The organism is Bdellovibrio bacteriovorus (assembly GCF_001592745.1).
Taxonomy (GTDB): Bacteria; Bdellovibrionota; Bdellovibrionia; order Bdellovibrionales; family Bdellovibrionaceae; genus Bdellovibrio; species Bdellovibrio bacteriovorus_B.
This window is the reverse complement of record NZ_LUKD01000008.1, coordinates 522114-542684: the sequence shown is the minus strand read 5'-3', so window position 1 is coordinate 542684 and position 20571 is coordinate 522114. Positions and strand designations below refer to the sequence as shown.

The 20571-nt window shown below is 45.1% G+C and carries 12 protein-coding genes; 1 reads left to right on the top strand and 11 read right to left on the bottom strand.

Features of this window, described 5'->3' with window-relative positions; translation table 11 throughout:
* Positions 1 to 133: 133 nt before the first annotated feature.
* The 11 genes from AZI87_RS17135 to AZI87_RS17085 form a co-directional block, all read right to left on the bottom strand.
* Positions 134 to 643, bottom strand: a complete 510-nt coding sequence (locus AZI87_RS17135; protein ID WP_063209512.1) for a type II secretion system protein — start codon at positions 641 to 643, stop codon at positions 134 to 136.
* Positions 640 to 1356, bottom strand: a complete 717-nt coding sequence (locus AZI87_RS17130; protein WP_063209509.1) for a M48 family metallopeptidase — start codon at positions 1354 to 1356, stop codon at positions 640 to 642. Before AZI87_RS17130 ends, AZI87_RS17135 begins: the two co-directional genes overlap by 4 nt.
* Positions 1353 to 4595, bottom strand: coding sequence for a type I restriction endonuclease subunit R (locus AZI87_RS17125; protein ID WP_063209508.1), 3243 nt, complete (start codon positions 4593 to 4595; stop codon positions 1353 to 1355). The genes AZI87_RS17130 and AZI87_RS17125 overlap by 4 nt, the downstream gene beginning before the upstream one ends.
* Entirely contained in the window at positions 4592 to 5746 is a 1155-nt protein-coding gene (locus AZI87_RS17120; protein WP_063209506.1) for a restriction endonuclease subunit S, read from the bottom strand. The genes AZI87_RS17125 and AZI87_RS17120 overlap by 4 nt, the downstream gene beginning before the upstream one ends.
* Positions 5743 to 7263 (bottom strand): type I restriction-modification system subunit M, encoded by a 1521-nt coding sequence (locus AZI87_RS17115; protein WP_063209504.1) that lies wholly within the window; start codon positions 7261 to 7263, stop codon positions 5743 to 5745. Before AZI87_RS17115 ends, AZI87_RS17120 begins: the two co-directional genes overlap by 4 nt.
* Positions 7260 to 7988 (bottom strand): restriction endonuclease subunit S, encoded by a 729-nt coding sequence (locus AZI87_RS17110; RefSeq protein WP_063209502.1) that lies wholly within the window; start codon positions 7986 to 7988, stop codon positions 7260 to 7262. Before AZI87_RS17110 ends, AZI87_RS17115 begins: the two co-directional genes overlap by 4 nt.
* 18 nt (positions 7989 to 8006) lie before the next feature.
* Positions 8007 to 9284: a DUF2130 domain-containing protein gene (locus tag AZI87_RS17105; RefSeq protein ID WP_063209500.1), complete on the bottom strand. Its 1278-nt coding sequence runs from the start codon at positions 9282 to 9284 to the stop codon at positions 8007 to 8009.
* Positions 9266 to 9616: a hypothetical protein gene (locus AZI87_RS17100; RefSeq protein ID WP_063209498.1), complete on the bottom strand. Its 351-nt coding sequence runs from the start codon at positions 9614 to 9616 to the stop codon at positions 9266 to 9268. Before AZI87_RS17100 ends, AZI87_RS17105 begins: the two co-directional genes overlap by 19 nt.
* Positions 9617 to 9925: 309 nt before the next feature.
* Entirely contained in the window at positions 9926 to 10168 is a 243-nt protein-coding gene (locus AZI87_RS18440) for a recombinase family protein (RefSeq protein ID WP_367613509.1), read from the bottom strand.
* A 725-nt stretch (positions 10169 to 10893) separates the two neighbouring features.
* Positions 10894 to 11163: a hypothetical protein gene (locus AZI87_RS17090; RefSeq protein ID WP_063209494.1), complete on the bottom strand. Its 270-nt coding sequence runs from the start codon at positions 11161 to 11163 to the stop codon at positions 10894 to 10896.
* Between the two features lie 2 nt (positions 11164 to 11165).
* Positions 11166 to 12602 carry a protein adenylyltransferase SelO gene (locus AZI87_RS17085; RefSeq protein ID WP_063209492.1) on the bottom strand — a complete coding sequence of 479 codons (1437 nt, stop codon included), beginning with the start codon at positions 12600 to 12602 and terminating at the stop codon, positions 11166 to 11168.
* Between the two features lie 290 nt (positions 12603 to 12892).
* Here AZI87_RS17085 and AZI87_RS17080 point away from each other — a divergent pair, with 290 nt between their 5' ends.
* A complete protein-coding gene (locus tag AZI87_RS17080) occupies positions 12893 to 20560 on the top strand; it encodes a Calx-beta domain-containing protein (RefSeq protein ID WP_253696960.1) in 7668 nt (2555 codons plus the stop codon).
* The last annotated feature ends 11 nt before the right edge of the window (positions 20561 to 20571 follow it).

Here is a 20571-nt window from a genome sequence, read left to right as displayed (position 1 = left end):
TTCTGGTGAGCCCTGGCTACCCAGTTGCCGAATCTGCGAAGAACACACAAGGAAAGTACCTTTCCGTACGTCGGAAAGGTTTTCCGAAAGCAGGCGACGCTGGCGTCGCGAGCGACGCCCAAAAACGGAAAAACTACTTTTTCTCCAGGGTTTCCTGCGCTTTGGATTTTAGGTGGGCGCCAAGATAATCAAACAATGGGTTCAGAAGTCTCCCCATCATCGCACTAATCCCCGGAATTACTAGGAGAAGTATCCACCAAGACGGCTGGCTACTTGACGCATCTTTTATCGTCTCTTCCAATTTACCGATTCGATATTCTAAGATACCAATTTTTACGTCCGACGCTGATTGTTTTGGATCGGCATCGGGTAAGATTGCAGGCACCCGGAAATCTGGATATTTGGAACTCATCTGGTTCAATATCTCATTGGCCTTCGTTGGGTCCTTTTCAAGCTTCTGAATTTGCATTGCAGTATAGGCAGCCGCTAGCTGTGTTTTTTCTTCGGACATCTTCAATGATCTTTGGAACTTCACAAAATTGGGACCAGCAATCATTAAAAGAACACCGATGATCGCTACGACGATTACTAATTCCCAAGCGCTGAAGCCAACCTCCGACTCTTTTACTTTTTTCTCGATCATAAATTTAGATCCTTTTCACGAATTTTCCAGTCAGGCATGACTGTTTCTAGAAAGTGGTAATACTCGGCGGAATGATCCGGATATTTTAAATGGCAAAGCTCGTGCATGATTACGTACTCGATACAATGCGACGGAAGCTTTATAAGTTCTGGATTCAGGTAGATGACTCCATTAGGTGTACAGCTTCCCCATCTCTTTTCCATTTTTCGTAGGTAGTATTGTGGCTTGGGCAGTCCATACTTTATGACTTTCTGTGATAGCGCTTCAAACTTGTTACCTAGGTATAGTAAGGCTTCATTCCGATACCATTCTTCGACCATCAAGTTGATTCGATCTTTCTGAGTTCGATTGTGAATGGTAAGTTTGAGTATTGAATGCTCGAGTGAAACGCCTTCTTCTTCGAAAGCTTCTACCTGTAGGACCTTCAACATGTAGTCTCTGCCGAGAAAACGAATTGTTTGACCGGATTCGTATTCCGGAACTGAATCCACGAATCGGACTTTCTCTAGACCCTTAAGCTGTTTAATTATCCATGGCATACGGCGTTTCACAGAGTGCAAAACCCGTTCTACCGAGAGTCCTTCCGGTGCGGTTACTTGGATTTCTGATTTTGGAGTTACACAAATCCCTAACGTCTTCCGAGTCGAAAACTTCAACTCAAAAGAAATCTCGTGTTGTCCATCCTTGATGCTGTAAACTTCCTGTTGCTTCATTTTTTCCTATTTAACTTCGCAGACCTAACCACTTCCTCCAAAATTTTATCTATCTTCTCGAAATCAATAGATAATTTATGTTTTGATTTAACATCAAGAATATAGTCTTCGACAAGATTCTTTATCTTGTTTTGGATATGCGTGTTACGAACCCAATCCACGACGACATTTTTCGAAACTATCGAATCAATCTCTGAAGCCCACTTAGCCAAAACGTCGACTTCTACTTTGTCTGCACCCATGTTCGACTTCAAGATTCCAAAGAAAGCCATAGCAGATTCATTTCCCCTCAAAACTTCGGGAGTATCATCTCCTGTTCGCGTGAGAACCTTTTCTTTGATGTCAGTCGCTTTCTCAAGTAGTTGCTTCTCTAAAAGGCGACCCTTACGGTAGTCCTCAAGAGTTTCTTCAATCAGCGCAGAGAATCTCTCGTAAAATGCTTTATCGCGTTCGAGATTTTCGGAAATGTATCTATTTGTCGAGTTCAGGATTGTCAGAGCTTGCGTTGTTGCATCTTTGCCTTCGAACTGTTTACCGAATTCCAAATCATAGATAGCAACTGGCTCAACAATTGTTTCAACTCCTTTAGCCATAACATGATCGTTCAATATCTTTTCAATCTTAGGCTCATAATCTCTGTAATCGATTCGTTCCTGAAAAATCATTTTTAGGTCGAACTTCAAAGAATTGAAGAAGCGGAGTTCTTCTTTGTATTTATCAACTTCTGATATTGGAGCTTTAGAATAATAGTCGAACGACGATAGCGCTAAATGTAGCGTTCGACCGAAAGTTCCAAGCTTTTCGTAAAACTCTTCTCTCTTTTCTGGTTCCCAAAGAGCATTTTCATACTCTTTGACATCTCTTTTGTTTTTCACCCCGCCAAACAAATCTATCAAGTCGGCGTAATGTTGCGGAAGTAGTTTTATTCGCTCTTGAATATCATGAATTGCGCTCTTAAGTTCAGCCTCTTCAGTAGGACCCTCTGTTGCTGTGAGTTTAGCTGCAAGGTCATCGTATTGTTTGATTGCATCTATGAAGTTATCGAGGTTCCCGTGGTAATCAACAATGTATCCAAAATCTTTCTTTGGAAAAGTTCTATTTACCCGAGCCGTTGCCTGAAGTAGTGTGTGTTCTGATAGATTTTTATCAACGTATAAAACGGTAGATCTTTGAACGTCGAACCCCGTAAGTAACTTCCAGACGACGATTAAGATGTCAGGTCCTTGATCACTGTCGAATCGCTTTTTTATGTCTCGTTCAAATTTTTTGTGATCGCCCCAGTTTTTCTTGATGTACTCTTCGTATTTCTGCAATGCTGTTTGCTCTTCACCAACTTCACTATGACCACGGCGATCATTCGTTTTAGAAATTACGACTTCAACCTCAACCTCACCAATTTCTCTGAAGTAGTCTCGATATTTCATAGCCGAGGCAATCGAGTCGACAGCTAGGAGACCCTTGAATCCAAGTCCACCATCGGTGTTTTTCCAGTTCCTATAGAAATGTTCCGAGACGTCAGCAGCTATCATAAAGATTCGTTGGTCAGTCTTCGCAAGCTGATCACGTCGGTTATATTTTTTCTTAAGATCTGCCTTTTCAGCCTCTGACAAGCCACTAGTTAGTCTTTCAAACCAGCGGTCAATGAGATCCTGATTAACAGACTGAGGGACCATTCTTCCTTCATAGAGAAGAGGAACAACAGCGTTATCCCGAAGAGCATCTCTGTTGGTGTAAGGGCGTCCAATTATCGGACCAAACTTCTCCATCGTATGACGTTCTTTTTCTGTTAATGGAGTCCCGGTATAACCGATAAAGCAAGCATTTGGGAAAACCTTGTGAACCTTCGAGTTGGATTCTCCATATTGGGATCGATGGGCTTCGTCCACTAGCAGAATAATATCGGTTGATTCAAAAGGATCAGTTTTGGCATTAATTACGGAATCGAACTTGAAGATTGTTGTCGCAATGATACCGGCCTTAGAATCTTTAAGCGAGTCAATCAAGTCCTGTCCACTTGAAGCTTGTCGAACTTCGACTCCACAATTTTGGAATGTTCTGAAAATCTGGTCATCAAGGTCAATTCGATCCGTGATTAATACAATCTTCGGTTCCTTGATTCGATCATCCATCGCAAGCGTCTTTGCAAGCATCACCATAGAGAGAGACTTACCGCTGCCTTGTGTATGCCAGCCAACTCCGTTGGGCCGCTTTTCTCCTGGCTTCACGCTACAAATTCTCTCTGCCGATTGATTAACAAGAAAATACTGTTGGTATCGGGCTATCTTTTTGACGCCGCCGTCGAATAAGATGAACTTTTTAACTAGTTCGAGCACTCTTTGCTTCCGACAGAGACTAAAAATCATTTTATCTTGATCTGTTACCTGGCGAGGGTGCTTCTCCAAATCGTCAAAGTAGGCGCGGATGTTTCTGAAGCGATCTCCAAATAATCGATCCTTTTCTTTGGTCGACAATGGCTTATGTACTAGAATTTCAAGTTCCTTTGCCAGCAACTTAGATTCATCTTCGATCCATGGGTACCAATAAACCCGAGGTGTACCTGTAGTAGCATACAGGCAAAATCGATTTTTCTCGCGAACGTTAAATGGGCTAACTGCAAGTAAGAGTTGTGAATAGACGTAAAGATTTGGAATGTTGGAAGTTTCTTGATTGCGGATATGTTGTGAAACTGCTTCCTCTACGGGATCTTTATAATCACTCCTTTTACATTCGATAATTACAATAGGAATGCCATTAATAAAGAGTACAAGATCAGGAATCTTTTTAGTGCCATTTCCAGTGTGAGATTCGACAATGAATTCTTCCGTAACATGGTAAACGTTGTTCGCCACGTTCGACCAATCAATATATTTCAGATCGTAACTCTTACGATCATTATTAATCGTTACAGTACAGCTTTTTCCTAGAGTAATTAGATCGAAAATTTTCTCGGCCGTGGTCTGTAAGCCTTCGAAAGGCACACGTTTAATTTCGTGAATCGCATTTGCTATATTTGCGTCGCCAAACTCATACTCTTCTCCACTTACTAGAATAGTATTCAATTCACGACTTCTAAGTCTTTCTTCTAAGATTCCCTCTAAAATGACGCTTCTAGGATTTCCTTTCCTCTCCGCCAATGCCTCTTCCGGAGTTAAATAAATCCAACCCATATTTTGTAGGAGTTGAAGCGCTGGCAATTGCGAGCTTTCGTCTTCGCGGAAAATGGCTCGTCTAGTTGTCATTGAAGGTCTCCAAAAAGCTTCTGCATTAGTCCCTGCTTTTGAAGCTTTAGCAATCGGATCTTTTCTCGGGTGAGACGGATGGACTGATCAAGAGTGCTAAGAAATCTCGTAATCCTTTCCTGGTTCTCTTTGCTTGGCGAAGGCACCAAGATTTCAGACAGACTACCCAAATACACTCCTGGCTGCGCTGACTGAGTTGCCCTACGCTTCAACTCTTTCTGAAAATATCGAGACTCGAATACATAGGAGTAAAACTCGGATGAGAAGTCTTTCTTAAATCTCAAATATGCCACGCTTCGTTGAAATGTATAACTCCGATCATAATTCGATACGACAGCTACGCGACCAATTGTTCCAACAATCGTAAGTAACAAATCGCCATTGGAAAGAACAAATTTCTTATGAATTTGATCGAAATCTGCCGAATTGATTTTTCGAGCGTCAGTCGGAATCATGATCTTTCGATCAACGATATCCTTTGCGCTTAGAAGTGGAATGCCTTGAGCGACATCGATGTGTGAAGCATGCGTGCCGTCTCGTATCTCTTGGCATATCTCCTTCAAGCTTGTCATGTTTTCAGTTCCAATAAGATTCTCAATAAACCCGTCCAACTCCAATTTATATTGTTCCAAAAGAGCTGTTTCGAGTTCAATTGACTTGTCCCAGCTGAACAGACATTCACCGATATACTTCTGTTCTTCAGCATTGGGGGTTGGGATAAGCAAAGGCCTTAGAACTTCCAAGTTGATATTTTTTTGCGCGCCTTTTGTTGCTTTTGCGTCTAGCTCTTCTCGTCGTGATTGAATTGCATAGTTTAACCACTTTGAATCGATTCCCGCTTTTGGCCGAAGCCCGACAACACTGTCAGGGCAAGCCGTATCAAACGTTGTAAGCGCCGAATTCCCTATGTTTGCTGCAATTGTGACCAAAATAGATCCCTTGGGAAATATTTTACTTACCTTAAGTCCCTCAGCATTCAATGTCTGAGTGTATGATTTTAATATCCCGCCACTAGTAACGATATCTCCAGTTTGAACAAAAGGAATGTCCCCCCCATAGTATTTTGGATCATTCCTAGGGCGAGCTGAAAATTTACCTCTTTCAACAGTAGCCAGTTCATCTAAACGTTTCATTTGCGTTTGCATTTTCATATCTCAAGTTCCTTAAGATATTTTTTCATCTTTGCACGTACTTGGCTGAGCTCAGACTCGATTGCCTCAATATCATTCTGTACAGCGCGAATATCTATGCTGGCGATTTCCTCTGACCCATCAATATAGAGGCCAATGTTTAAATTGAAATCATTCTTCTGAACTTCGTCGAGCGAGGCGAGGTAAGAGAATTTATCAATTGTTTTTCGCTTTTTAAATGTCTCAAAAATTCGTCCGATATCTTCGTCACGAAGCTTATTCTGCTTTTTCCCCTCAAGAAAATGCTTACTGGAGTCAATGAAGAGAATGTCTTTTTGCTTGCGATTTTTTTTGAAAATTAACAGGGCTGCCGAAATTCCCGCGCCATAAAATAAGTTTGGCGGCAGGCCAACAACGGCATGAATAAGATTTTCCTCGATTACGGCTTTACGTATTCTTCCCTCGGCATCACCTCGAAATAGAACCCCATGCGGCACAACCACTCCACAAGTACCACCTGGCAAAAGACTTTCAATCATATGACTTATAAACGCCCAGTCGCCCCTTGAGGTGGGCGGAACACCACGCCAAAAACGTTTGTAGTCATCGTTTTCGGCTTTCTTCTCTGTTTCCTTACCCTTTTCTGTCGGCGCGCCCCACCACTTGTCTTTACTGAAAGGTGGATTTGCAATAACGATATCAAACTTTTTTATCGAATCCTTTTCGATAAATGCTGGTGATTTTATGGTATCGCCCCACTGAATATCAGACTGCTCAATTCCGTGTAGAAACATATTCATTCGAGCTAAGGACCAAGTAGCTCCGTTCACTTCTTGACCATAAATGAAGAAGTCGTTGCTCCCAACTTCCTTAGCCGCTTTAATCAACAACGATCCTGAACCGCAGGTGGGATCGTAAATCGTGTTTCCAGGTTTCGCCTCTACAAGCTTTGCAAGAAGAGTAGCGACTTCCGGAGGAGTATAAAATTCTCCACCCTTTTTCCCGGCATCAGCCGCGAATTTTTCAATCAAATACTCGTATGCATTACCAATAACATCAGCGTTGTGCAGATAGGGTTTCAGATCGAGGTCTTTAAAGTCATTAATCAGATGGCGTAAGCGATCCAATTTGTCCTTTGGCTTACCAAGATTTTGCTCGCTGTTAAAATCTATTCCACGAAAAACATTGTTCAGTTTAACTTTATTCAGTTCTTCGATTTCATGAAGTACCGAATTAATAATAGCGCCAATATTATCTTTATTTCGGTTCTCGAAAATCCACGCGAATGTAGCTTTGTCATGGAGAACAAACCTTTCACGCTCAAGACGACGCTTGACCATATCCTCATCGTTCTTAAACTTCTTTCGAAGTTCAGTGACTTTTTCTTCGTATATGTCAGAAATATACTTGATGAAAAGAAATGCGAGGATGTAGTCCTTATATTGATTTGAATCCATCACGTTTCTGAACGTGTCACATGCCGACCAAAGTTTTTTCTTCAATTCGGCGTCTTGGTCTAATGATTTTGTATTGCTCATAGCTTCCTCAATTCTTTTTGAAAATCCTCAGGGGAAATGTCTTTATATTTTTCGTATTCATCCAATAACTTTTGCTTCGCGACGCTGGCGTCGGCCGCGTCGGCCGCGTCGCCTTCGAGCTGCCCAAAAAGAAGAGCTTCGAGAAGCTGATTCATTAAACCATCGCGCTTCTTAGCCAGGATTAACTCGTTTGTACGAAGGGCACTCAATTCGGCGATTTTCTTTTGCACCTCAATGCTTGGGATCGGTATTTTAATATCCATAAAGTCACTCTTAGCGATAAACGGAATTCCCGAACCTTTCATGCTTGCCTTGATTGCTGGCTCCATGAACTTTTGGTTCAGAGCCCACACAAGGTACGGCGGGTAGGTTCGTGATTTGTCAGATTCTAAAATCAAGAAATGCGACATCGGAATCACATGACAACTTCGACTAACCCAGTCCGAAACGCCAGGGACAGTAAATGCCCCTGGCTTACTACCTTTCGATAAGAAAAGTACTTCATGTCCGTGCAGTTCGTATTTTCCGTATTCGATGGCCTTGTCGATGGTAATAAGATCGCTCTTCGCAAGATCAATTTGATGTGTCTCGCGATTCGCATCTCCAACTTGAATAAACTTAATCTTTCCCTTTGGATCTGGGTCAACGCGGTCTCGCAGTTGATATCCAGCTCTGAGGTCGGCGATTTTGTTTATTTTAACGTACTCACAATTATTAAATCTCATATACCACCTGGAAGGCGATCACTGATCGCCCCTCCCATCAATCAAAACTGTTTCAACTTCTTTCACCTCTGGCAGAGCAAGAGCTTTTACCTCAGGCAAAATACGCCCAGCGATACCTTCGATGTCGCCGTACATCCCAGTTGCCGAATCAATTACTTGCTCCAACATCTTTTCGCGAGAAGCCCACATTTTCTTGAAGTACTTCTTTTCGCCTTCATGTTGCTCCATCAAGGTCTCAAAAGCATTCACGATCGAAGTGATCTTTTGCTTAAAAGCCGGACCCGTAAGATACGAGTAGATCAACTTCATTTTCTCGTCTTGCCCCTGAGTCGTCGCACGAGCGTACGACAATTCTTCAATCGACTTTCTGATGATCGAAATGAATGGAACCGCTAATGATAGCGAAACAACGAAAACGCCATCGATGATACTAATTGGAGGCGCATCTTTTGGTAGAGTTTTCGTAATCAGGATTGCCGCGTCAGCACCAAGTACACGCTGGTCACGCGCAAGCTTCTGAATACAGTCCCCAGGAAAGGTTCTCGTATTTTTCAGCTCGATAACTGTCGTGCCAACCACTTGGCCCGAGGAGTTGCGCACTGAATGAACGAGGTCTGCACCTTCTGCTCCCTTCGGAACTGGATCGAAGGTGTCCGTAGGGTATCGAGCCTTCAGCTGGCTTTCGATATCATCTTCAACAGCTTCCCCTTGGTTTTGCTGAGAGCCCTGAAGAGAAGCACGCTTAGCCTCTTCCAGCTTCACCTGCATATCTCGGATCTGCTTTTCTTTTTCAAGAAGCTTAAGCTGAAATTCCTGACCCATCGATTCATGCATTGCCTGCTTTTCTGAATCAACTTGGTCTTGCACTCGGCGCTGCACTTCAAGTTCAAGATTCTTCTCCTTCTCCTGAACTTCACGAGCAGCCTTTCGCAACTCAAGCTCTGATGCCTGAGCCTTCTGAAGCGCCTCTTGCTTTTCATTGATCTGATTTTTCAGATCCTCAAGCTCAAGACTGATCTTTTCTTTTGCTTCTTTAGATGCCGTTTGCTGGACTAACTGAAGCTTAGCCTTCAGTTGCTTTTCTACTAAGGAATCAATATCAGCCTTTTGTTTATCAAGTTCGGCTTGCTTCTCCTTAAATAGCTTCTCCTGAGTTTGCATTTTCACTTGCAGGTCCTTAGAGGATTTTTCGAGTTCGCTTTGAATGTGTTTTCGAACGGCATCCTCTGTATGCAGCAAGTAGCCGCACTCAGGGCAAGGGATCGAAAGCGATGCGATCAATGACTTCTGATCCATACAGCCTCCGCCTTGTCTGACTTTAATTTTTTCACCTTCATCGGAAAGCAGGCTTTTAATCCTGCCTCATCATCCATTTCACGGAAGACCGGATGGAGCGCATAAAAGTCACGCTCGACTTCAATGATTGCTCCCATTTTTTCTAGATGATCCATCACATAATTAAATGACGGTTTTAGCTTTCCACCGACTGCTTTATAAATCGCAAGTCGATGTGCCATCTGAGATCTTCCAATTGCGCTTAGAACCTTTGAGATTTCCTCTTTGGGAACCTCGTAAATCTGTCTCATAAAAAAATCTCCTTCTTTAAAGATTGTTAAAACTGGTTTCATTTATCTCCAAAGAAGGGTTTGGACAGAACACTGGCCAAACTCTCAAAGCTGTGTTACATTTATTTGTGAATCCTCTTTGGGGGATTTATGCGGCTGCGGTTATTGATGTCGGCCAAGACTGGTAACCGTAGCTACAATTTCTAACTCTGCTCTCATTTGCCTCCTTTCTTGAGTGAGTAGTTGATAATGTGCATTCGTTTTCAACTTACCCTTAGGATAGCGTGTATTTCGGCAAAATCAAACTCTTTTTTGATGCACATTCTCAATTCCTCACTGCTTATTTAGTTAAGTATTCGTAATCGTTGGAATTTAAATTTTGGATAATTTTGAGATTTTTGAATTTATGACCTCAAAAACTATCTTCAGGTACCACTTTTTCCCTGATTTGGGCCTGACCCCCATCGAGTTCAGAACCTCGACTATTTGGGGATAGCTGTATCCTCGAGATCGCAATTTGTGCATTTTTGCGATCACTCTTTGCTCTCTTTCATCTCTGATAATCCGTCCTTTTTCTCGTCTTTCTCCGAATCGCAATCCTCTTCTCTCGGGCATATCCTCAGGACGAACTGGAATTTTATAATGCTCAAGCCAAGCTAAGATCGTGCGCTTGGAGGAAAAACATTGAGCTCCGATTTCAGCTGGAGATAGGCGTTCATTTAGGTACTTTTGCCGCAGGAAGCTCTCAGAGCGGTGCGATTGCACGAATGGAAACTCAATGATATTCACTAGCTCTACTGCGTTGGGCGGAGGAAACCATGGTCGTTTCCAATTCGGGTTCCCACGCCAACTTTTCTCACTACTCTTGCTTCATTTATATTTCGCCTGAACTCGAAAAGTTATGTTAGACCCATCGCTTCGCGACGGGGCCCTTTGGCGTTCCCATTGGGAACGCCAAATTTTGTAACTAAAAATAAAAAACCCGAATCGAAAGATTCGGGTTTTTTATTTTTACTCACAGTCTTGGTTCTCCCAAGGGGCTTTGAACTCAAAAGGTTGGCGCAAAAAAAAGATCACCAAAGCTCGCGGCAAGCAGCGCGCGCCGACCACAGGGGTTCATCGACGACGCAGGATGCGTCCTCGAAGGCGCCGAAGGCGGTCCAAAGGACCGAGGGCCACGATGGCCCGAGCCCAATCCCCTCCACGATCGAAGCACCAAGATGCGACTTGTGAGCAAAGCGAACAAGAAGCCAAAATCAAAAGCGAGTTTCAAGCGAAGCGAGAAACAAGCCAAACTCATCAGTCTTCAGAAAAAATATCGAAATGAAAAAAAGAAGAAACTACCCCTTCTCCTCATCCTTAAACTTCTTAGTAAAATAAAATCCGGTGATATTTGTTAAGAGCAAAACGAAATTCAAAACCGTAAAAACCCAATTCCCCAAATTATAAGAATAAACAGTCAGACCCAGGCTTGAGAAAATCTGCCCTGCAAAAAGATAAATCGAAACTCCTTCCGAAGTCCGATCACGGATCTGTTTGCGTATCTGATTCACAATCGTAGCGATCAGAACAAGCGAGGCCACCCAGCCTAAAACATCATTGAAAGACACAATTAAGTCCCGCAAAAAGTTTGATAATCTTCATCATCAGCGGGACTCAAAAACTCTGCACCATCCTTAGGTTCGACGAAAGGATTTCGAACAACCTCGAGCAAACGGTTCACAACGGAGTAGTCATTTTTTTCGACGGCGGCCGCTAGAGCTTTCTCGACCATATGATTACGAGGGATGACTGCTGGATTATGCTTAAGCATTAAGTCCAAGTCAGGATTTCGCGCTTGCCAAGCTTTGTGCCACTCTAAGAATTCGGAACTTTTAAAGAGCGGTTCATCCAACATCTTCCCGTTCGCGAGAGCCCGGAAAGTATTCGTGTAGTCGGCCTGATTCTTCTCCATAAGTTCTAAAAGCGAATTAAAGAGAGGCATATCGTCCTCTCCTGCTTGCACGATTCCTAGTTTACCGCGCATGCCCGTCACCCAGTGACGCTGCAAGTGCTCGGCGTAAGTGTCGAGGGCTTCTTCGGCTTTCGCAATCGCCTCCTCTTGAGAAGCGCTAAAGAGTGGAAGCAAGGTTTCTGCGAAGCGCGCTAAATTCCATTGCCCGATCGAGGGCTGTTGTCCATAGGAATATCTTCCTTGAACATCGATGGAACTAAAAACCGTAGAAAGTGAAAAGCGATCCATGAATGCACAAGGACCGTAGTCGATCGTCTCACCAGAAATAGTCATGTTGTCCGTGTTCATCACGCCGTGGACAAAACCTACTTGCATCCATTTAACGATCAACGACGCCTGACGTTCGATGACCGCCTTCAAAAGAGCGACGTAAGGTTCAGGATGCGACACCAAATCAGGATAGTGACGACGAAGAGTGTAATCTGCGAGTTCGCTTAAGTTTTTACCTTGATCAAAACCCGCTGCATATTCGAATGTTCCAACACGCAGGTGGCTGCTAGCAACCCGGGTTAGCACCGCCCCCGGTAAGGGTGTTTCTCTGATGACTTGTTCTCCGGTTGTTACCACCGCAAGACTTCGCGTCGTGGGAATGCCTAAGGCGAACATCGCTTCGCTGATAATATACTCGCGAAGCATCGGGCCTAAAGCGGCAAGACCATCACCACGTCGAGAAAAACGCGTTCGGCCCGCCCCTTTAAGCTGAATATCAAAACGCTCGCCTTTGGGAGTCACATGTTCACCTAAAAGATTCGCACGCCCGTCACCCAACATATTGATGTGTCCGAATTGATGACCAGCATAGGCTTGGGCGATGGCTTCTGAGCCTTTAAAAAGATTGTTACCCGCAAAAAAATTCTGACCCTGCTTTGCTAGTTCTGAAACGTTTAAGCCAAGATCTTGAGCTAGAGCCTCGTTAAACATCACCATCACAGGAGTACGAGCGGGCGTCGGATTCACTCTTTCAAAAAAGACGTCAGACAATCGCGCATAAGTGTTATCGAAATTCCAGCCAAATTGATTTTTATCGTCACTCATAAGAGTCGAAAGTAAGTTAAAATCGCATCTTCGTCCAGATGTAAAGCCTTCGAGTGCCAGGGACCAGGCTGTTGTTTAACTCGTCTGAAAGTGAGAATCCCCGTTCAGCTCCGAACAATATTTCACATTCATAATGCGTGTAAATCTCTACAAAGACTGGACTTTTTCTTCTTTGAAAGGCCTTTATTTCATCTTTAAAAAAACCGAAAAGAACAAAGATGTTCAATGCCGGAACGTTCCTAAAATACAGCTCAGCCCTTTGCGTGGCCCTACTACTGACAAGTTGTAGTATGAACGCCTCACTGACTCCTTTATTTAGCGAAAATGAAATTTTAAGAAAGATCACAGTTGAATCCGGCACTGCTGTCGTCCTTGAAGAAGGCATTGGCCATCAAATCACATTAAGCATTGAAACTCCCAATGTCTCGGGCATGACTTTGCAGGCCGAAGACCTGGGCTGGACGTTGAACGATGCCGATGGGGACTTTGAGGCTTCCAATGGAACTTTGATTGTTCATCCTGGCGTCAGTTCCATTAGTTTTATCATCAAGCCAACTCGGGACACAAAAATTGAAAGTGATGAGACGTTTCAACTTCGTTTCACCGGAGAGCGCTTTTCTGACCTCGACGCGAATTTCATTTCCTTCGTCGTAAAGGACAAAACAACACGCGCGAAAGTGACGGCGACGGCTGCGACTTTGGATTTCGGGGCTCAGCTTAAAGACTCCGTGATTGAAAGATCGGTGACTTTGCAAAATAGCGAAGATGCGCCGGCAGAAAATTTAAACTTAAGCTCTTTGTCCGCGCCATTTGCTTTTAAAGGGGGTTCCTTTCCGGGGACTGGGGGAACTTGTACAGGAACTCTTAACGGTCACTCTTCCTGTACACTCGTCCTTACGTATTCTCCGACGGAAGTGAACACTCATGCACAAACTCTCTCTTGGAATTACACCAATCCCGATATCGCCGATAGCGGTTCTTTGAATATGTCAGGCATCGGGGTTGAAGTCGCAGCTGTATTGGGTGGACGTCCCGCCAATCCGAGCAATGTTGACGATCTAGATATCACTGTTTCAGGGACAAACATCACGCACTATCGTTATAAACTGGGTGTCCAAGGCAGCACAGACTGTGCTGTTTCTTCGGGATACTCGAGTGAAATTGCGGTGGGAACGAAGATCACGGATTCTCTTCTTTCGCTGGCGAATCAAAATTTAAAGATCTGCGTGATTGGAAAAGACACTAACAACTTCTGGCAACCCTACTCGGCTTCGACAAACTACACTTGGAACTATGACACATTAAAACCTTCTGTCGTCATCAGCCAGAAGGCCGGCCAAGCAGATCCTACGAACACCTTGCCAGTGCGATTTACTTTGGTATTTAGTGAGGCCCTTGCCGAAAGTTCTTTGACTGATTCGGATGTCAGTTTTTCGGGTTCCGCTTTGGTGAATACGTACACACTGACGAAGATTGATTCCACTCATTATGAACTGACGGTTTCAGGTGTTGATAATAATGGTGTGATTCAACCGGTTATCAACGCAGATAAATTTTCAGACCTAGCCGGAAACTTAAATACCGTATCAACGAGTTCCGATAGCCAGGTGACTTACGATACCAACGCTCCTTCTTTACCGACAAGTTTGTCTTGGTTGCAAACCTCACCAACTAAAGCCTCTCCCGTATCGGCGACATGGGCGCTTTCTGATGCAACAGATATCGCCGAACAAAAGATCCAGTTTTATAAGGACTCTTCATGTCTAACCTTGGAAGGCTCGGCAATTTCTTTGGCCACGTCCGCTGTCAATCGCTCCTTCACGGGAACTGACGGAGACACTTACTCGTATAATATCACTGTCATCGATACTTCCGGAAATGTGTCGGTCTCTGCTTGCTCTACGGCACTGACCATGGACCGTACGGCTCCGACTGTGGCTTCGTTCAATCCTGCAACCAGTGTTCGCTCAAGTCTTCCCGCCTCCATCACGGTTCAGTTCAGTGAAGCGATGTCACAAACTGCAATTGAGACTACTTCAAACTGGAGTATCACATGTTCGGCCGGTGCCAACGTTTCTATCGCTGGTGCCTCACTTTCGAGTGCGACTTCGGCCGTTGTGAATTTGACGGTGACAACTCCTCCGGCCAACGGCGAAGTTTGTACACTGACCGCAAAAACTTCTTTAACGGATTTAGCTGCTAATCCTTTACCGACGGCCGCTACCGTTCAATATACTTTGGATCTTCCCGGTTCGGTTCTATCCGTCACTTCGTCCCTGGCAAATGGATCTTATAAAGCAGGTCAAGTGATTCCAATTTCAGTGCAGTTTTCTGAAAACGTCACTGTGACTGGCGGAACGCCTGAACTTTTAGTAGAGACGGGCTCGACGGATCAAGCAGCGACCTATTTGAGCGGTTCAGGAACCAACACCCTGATCTTCCAATACACCGTTCAAGCCGGAGACAACTCCAGCGATCTTGATTATGAATCTATCAATGCTTTGTCTTTAGCGGGAGCCGCCATCAAGGACAGCTTCGGAAACGACATGGTCTTGAGTTTGCCTGCACCTGGTTCAACAGGTTCATTAGGCGCCAATAAGGCACTTGTGATTGATACGCAGGCACCAGGGGCTTTCGCTATCAGCGGTGTTACTGGCGGCACCGACACGACTGAAGATGAATGGCTGACAAATGGTTCTACGGCAACAGCTCATTGGGAAACGTCTGCAGGAAGTGCTGACTATGTCGTTGAAATTAGAAACAGTGATGCCTCAGCAACAGTGTGTGCGGCACAAACTGTTGCGGGAACCTCTTCGACATTTACAGGTTGCACTTTAAACAACGGCACTCAGTACACAGTTCGAGTTTCTTCGCGCGATGCGGTCGGAAATACCATAACCGCGACGAACAACGATTTTATTTTCAACGTCAATACATCGGCCGTTATCGCCACGATCACGGGCCAGCCTACTGGAAAAACAAATCAGACGACCTTGAACATTGATGTTGCAGGCGCAGATGTTCAGACTTATCGCTACAAAGTGGGTGCCGCTGCTTCTACGAACTGTGCCGTCGCAACGGGGTATTCGGCTGACATTCCTGTCGCGACAAACATCACAGACTCGGTCAGTGGGCTAGGCAATACGGATATCAAGGTCTGTGTCCTTGGTAAAAACTCTGCGAGTGTTGAACAAGCTCTGACCTCTGCTACGAGTGTCACTTGGACTCAAGATCTGACGTCCCCTACTCTGACCATCAATCAAAAATCAGGGCAAGCAGATCCAACGAATACTTTGCCTGTTGAATTCACTATTGTTGCAAGCGAAGCCATCACTAACTTTGTCGTTGCGGATATCACTCAGTCCGGCACAGCAACGGGAATTACCTGGAGTCTAACAACTTCAGACAACATCACGTGGTCTTTAAAAGCGACTGCAATCACCGGCGCGGGAACTTTAATTCCTTCTATCACGGCGAATAAGCTTACCGATGTTGCTGGCAACAACAATACGGCAAGCACGAGCACGGATAATCAAATCACCTATGAGACAACGAAGCCTTCATTGACTATCAATCAAAAAGCAGGACAAGACGATCCTACGAACACTTTGCCTGTCGAATTCACGATTGTATTTACGGAAGCTATCAATCCAAGCACTTTCGCTATATCGGATATCACTCAAGGCGGAACAGCGTCAGGCATCACCTGGAGTTTAGCTACGTCAGATAACGTGACTTGGACTTTGCAAGCAACAGCGATCACGACAGCTGGAACTTTGATTCCATCTCTTACAGCAGGAAAAATCAGTGATCCGGCAGGAAATACCAATAACGCCTCCACTTTCACGGACGCGACTGTAACTTACGATATCACGGCTCCAGTAAGCGCCTCTTCACTTACATGGCAGCAGACGACTCCAACTAATACCACGGCTATCGTAGCGCAATGGACGAAGTCGACAAGCACGGACGTGGCTTCACAGAAAGTGCGTCTTTATACAGGAGCTACTTGCAATACTTATACGGGCACAGAAAATACCGAAACAAGTACGGCTACAACTTCGAGCTTCACAGGCGCAAATGGCACGACTTACTCTTATCAAGTCATTTCACTAGACTCTGCGGGGAATTCCGTCACGTCGGCTTGTTCCAGTGCCTTAGTGATAGACACGGCGGTTCCTACGATCACCAATGTCACATCTAATAAAGCAAACGGCGCTTACACCGTTGGTGACGTTATTGATGTTCGTGTTACTTTCTCTGAAAACGTGAATGTCACCGGAACTCCACTGCTCGCTCTGAACACAACGCCCGCTCGCTCTGCCTCTTATGCGTCAGGTACGGGAACGAATACATTGATCTTTAACTACACAGTTCAAGCCACTGATACGGTCGCTGATCTGAACTATACAGCAACGAACTCTTTGACCATTAGTTCTGCAACTATTCGAGACGCTGCTTCTAACAATGCAACATTAACATTGCCAGGAACTGCGGCGGCGGGATCTTTAGGAACAAATAAAAACATCGTCATCGATACGACGGCTCCTGGTATCACTGCTTTCACGGTGACAAATGCGTCTCCGACGAACAGCACAAGCTTTGCTATTACATCTTCTGTCAGTGGCTCGCCGGCATCTTATTGTATTATGGAAAATAATACGGCGGTGGCTTCCTGCACATGGACGGCAGGAACGACTTTACCTGCGACGTTTACGGTCAGCACCGTGAATGAATCAAAAACACTTTATGCCTGGGTGAAAGATGCGGCTGGAAACGTCAGCGCCATGGCGAGTTCCGCCTCTATCGTTTTTGATAACACTCCTCCGACGGCAACTCTTTCGGGGCAACCTACCGGCTCCAGCGCGAAATATGCACTTAATATCGACGTCAATGGAAGCGGCGTCGTTGGATACAAATATAAAATAGGTCCTGCCGCTTCGACAGATTGCACGGTGGCTGCCGGTTATTCGGCTTCGGAAGTCGTACACACGACAAATATCACAGATAATATTTCAGCTTATGCAAACGGCAGTGTAAAACTTTGCGTTGTCGGCAAAGATGCCGCTGGAAATTGGCAGACCTATGCGGCGGCAACGACAGCGACGTGGACAAAAAATTCGCCAGCGATTCAATTTACAAGTACGACCTCCAGTATTTCTGAATACAACGATCCCACGCACACTGTCGCCGTCAGCATTCCTGCAGCGGTCGATATCGCTGTCAGTGTCAGCTACACTTACTCTAACGGTTCAGCGCCCACGGCGACGATGGGGAGCGATTACACCGCGACAAACGGGACAGCGACGATTGCTGCTGGAAGCACTTCCGTAAATATTTCTATTCCGATTTTAGATAACAGTACGGAAGAAAATGACGAAACTTTCAAAATGACCTTAAGTTCGCCTGTCGGTGGCTCTTTGGGAACTAACACAGTTCACACCGTGACAATCACGGATGACGAAGAACCACCTTTAGTCACGATCCAAGACGTTTATGTTACTGAGGGCGCAACAACAAGTTTGATCGCGACACTATCACATCCAACGGACAAGGGGGCGGTTGCCATTAATTGGACTCGCGACACGTGTACAGGAGTCGACTGCGCGGCAGCGGGCACCGATTATACAATGGCCACCACGTCAGGCACGGCTTCCATTCCATCAGGCGCGACGACGATATCATTTGGAAGTCTGACAAGTTTAGACAATGCCGTTGATGAACTCTTTAAGCGTGTTCCTATCAAAATTACCGGTATCACTGGTGGTACTTCGTATATTTCAAATGCAGACATTATCATCAATGACAACGACTCACCTGCCGGAAAAGACGCTGTCGAAGTTCACGCTGCCGACAATCACACTTGTGCACGGACTAGCAGTGGAAAAGTCTATTGCTGGGGTATTAATAATTCAGGCCAACTGGGCCGAGGCAATTACATCGCTTCATCGACACCTGTGGAATTCACTCTCCCCGCGCCCGCAGTTAAAATATCGACTCGCTCATCCATCACCTGCGCCATCACGAATGCAGGAGCCCTTTACTGTGCAGGCGTGGGAGCTCATAACAACTACCCGGGGGCCGGCCTTTTGGGTAACGGAAGTCTTACAACTCGCTCAACCGCAACTTTAGTAACAGGAATGTCTTCTGGAGTCACTTCGGTGAGTATAGGTTATATGAACTCTTGTGCCGTCAAAGACGGAGGAGTTTATTGCTGGGGTGCTAAAGATTTTGGAATATTGGGAGATCCGTCGACGGCTTCGTCATCGGCAGTTCCGGTGAGTATTGCGGGTCTTACTTCCGGAGTTGGTAAAGTCATGATGGGCTGGACACATGCCTGCGCATTGAAAACCGGAGCCCTTTATTGCTGGGGCGTAAATACGAATGGAGAATTGGGCTTAGGCCACTTCAATCCTAGCTGGAGTATTTCTGCAGTTCCTGGCCTTGGCACTGTGACAGACTTCTGGACGGGCTATTATGGCACCTGCGCTAAGAACTCATCCAATCAAGTTTATTGTTGGGGTAACAACGGCGACTACCAGATTGTCACTGGCTTAAGTGCTGATGTGCCGACCCCTACTCTGATGAGCGAGTACGTCAATCTCACAGATATGACGATTGGTGTGCAAACTTGCGTTGTGATGGGCGGACAGGCTCACTGCCGCGGTCGCAACTACTTCGGTGAAGGCGGTATTAATCAACCCACGGGAACTTCTATCATTCCACTTTCGCCGGTCGTCGGTGGATCCGCGAATGTGACGGCTATCGCAGGCAGCCCGGGGGCCCACACTTGTTTCATACGATCTGGTCAAATCTATTGCACTGGTTTTTCAGGTTTCGGTCAGTTGGGAGATCAGCAAGTTCTGCAATCAAATGGTTTTTATCTGAGTCCTGACTTTGTAGGTGCCAGCGCTATTTCTATTTTCGACGAACATGCCTGCGGTGTTTATGGTGGCGGGGTCAAATGCATGGGCGACAACATCCATAACAAAGCCGGAAATATTTTAGCAGATCGAATGTATCTAGTTCCAACTTCTATCAAAACGCTGGAAAGTAATATTGGTAAAATGATGACAGCGCCTAGCGGTGGTTGTGCGATTCAACTAGGTGTTCTGAAATGCTGGGGACGCTCGTATATTCGAGCCAGTACTTCGACTTCGGGAAATCCGAATACACCGGCAGGTCTGACATCAGGTGTGACTGACTTCGCCATTTCGATGGGCAATGATTTTGCCTGTGCGATTAAAGGTGGAAAACTTTTCTGTTGGGGTAATTTAGCAACTTCCGAGATTTTTGACATGGCTATGGGACTTTATACAAACCCAGTTGAGATCACATCAGCAGGAAGTGATAACAGTAAAATTGTTTTCGGTCGCTTTCACGCATGCGTAATCAAAACCGACAAATCCGTTTGGTGCTCAGGCTACAATGCTCAAGGCCAGCTTGGATTGGGTGATACGACGTTAAGACCAGGCTTGGTGCAAGTTCCTGCGTTCTTAAATGCAGATGAATTAGCGATGTCGAGTTACGGAACATGTGCACGCTTTGGAACGTCGACAGTGAGATGCTTCGGTCAGCAATCAGGAAATGGCAGCACCGGAAATGCCGTAGCTGCTCCGGTAGAACATACATTTACAAATATCAATAAATTGGTGAGCGGATATACAAATCATTGTGTCATCGCTAATGGCGCAGTTTCCTGCTGGGGATACAATCGCTTTGACCAGCACGGAAATAATGATTACTTGACCAATGAATATCACTTATCGCCGACCCTTCTGACAACGCTGAACGCTTATGGTACGGTCACAGATTTTGATATCAGAAATGGCTATGGATCTTGCGGTAAAGTAGGTACGAATTGGTACTGCTCTGGTGCAGATACCCAAGGTCAATTAGGTACGAACAAGAAACCATTCCGTCTAGCGCCGGTTTCAGTGGGACCGTTCCCGAATTAACGATTTGATTG

Bases quoted from the DNA above. Each gene is read 5' to 3' on its own strand.
- AZI87_RS17110 (WP_063209502.1), bottom strand. From the start codon at position 7,988: ATGAGATTTAATAATTGTGAGTACGTTAAAATAAACAAAATCGCCGAC.
- AZI87_RS17080 (WP_253696960.1), top strand. From the start codon at position 12,893: ATGAACGCCTCACTGACTCCTTTATTTAGCGAAAATGAAATTTTAAGA.
- AZI87_RS17115 (WP_063209504.1), bottom strand. From the start codon at position 7,263: ATGAGCAATACAAAATCATTAGACCAAGACGCCGAATTGAAGAAAAAA.
- AZI87_RS17085 (WP_063209492.1), bottom strand. From the start codon at position 12,602: ATGAGTGACGATAAAAATCAATTTGGCTGGAATTTCGATAACACTTAT.
- AZI87_RS17100 (WP_063209498.1), bottom strand. From the start codon at position 9,616: ATGAAACCAGTTTTAACAATCTTTAAAGAAGGAGATTTTTTTATGAGA.
- AZI87_RS17120 (WP_063209506.1), bottom strand. From the start codon at position 5,746: ATGAAAATGCAAACGCAAATGAAACGTTTAGATGAACTGGCTACTGTT.
- AZI87_RS18440 (WP_367613509.1), bottom strand. From the start codon at position 10,168: ATGCCCGAGAGAAGAGGATTGCGATTCGGAGAAAGACGAGAAAAAGGA.
- AZI87_RS17130 (WP_063209509.1), bottom strand. From the start codon at position 1,356: ATGAAGCAACAGGAAGTTTACAGCATCAAGGATGGACAACACGAGATT.
- AZI87_RS17105 (WP_063209500.1), bottom strand. From the start codon at position 9,284: ATGGATCAGAAGTCATTGATCGCATCGCTTTCGATCCCTTGCCCTGAG.
- AZI87_RS17135 (WP_063209512.1), bottom strand. From the start codon at position 643: ATGATCGAGAAAAAAGTAAAAGAGTCGGAGGTTGGCTTCAGCGCTTGG.
- AZI87_RS17125 (WP_063209508.1), bottom strand. From the start codon at position 4,595: ATGACAACTAGACGAGCCATTTTCCGCGAAGACGAAAGCTCGCAATTG.